Source organism: Salmonella sp. NW1250, assembly GCF_051812965.1.
GTDB lineage: Bacteria > Pseudomonadota > Gammaproteobacteria > Enterobacterales > Enterobacteriaceae > Salmonella > Salmonella enterica.
Genome location: NZ_JAMNDD010000051.1, coordinates 1 through 428 on the forward strand (window position 1 = coordinate 1; position 428 = coordinate 428).

1 protein-coding gene is annotated in these 428 nt (G+C 65.7%); it reads right to left on the bottom strand.

Features of this window, described 5'->3' with window-relative positions; translation table 11 throughout:
- A partial coding sequence (locus NBA72_RS24205; RefSeq protein WP_439005042.1) for a biotin/lipoyl-containing protein occupies nt 1-428 on the bottom strand: 428 nt, incomplete at both ends.

Genomic DNA, 428 nt, shown 5'->3' on the forward strand with positions numbered 1-428 from the left:
GTGCCGGCCTGCGCGGCGCGGATTTCGGTTTCCATCTTCATGGCTTCCAGAATCAGCAGCACGTCGCCTTCGGCCACCGTCTGGCCCTCGGTGGCAATCACCTTCCAGATGTTGCCCGCCAGCGGCGCGGTGACCGGGGTGCCGGCGCCTGCGGGGGCGGCTGCCTGAACCGGTGCGGAAGACGGGGTGGCAGCAGTCAGCTGGCTGATATCGCCGCCGTCGCTGACCTTCACCACAAAGGCTTTGCCCTCCACTTCCACGGTGTAGATACCGGAGGCGGCAGGCTTCTCTGCTTTTGCCACCGGCTGCGCGGCTTCCGCCTGCGGCAGTGGCTCAAACGCCGCCGGGTTGTGGCGATTCTCAAGGAATTTGAGACCAATCTGCGGGAACAGCGCCACGGTGAGGACGTCGTCAATGGCGTTTCCCGC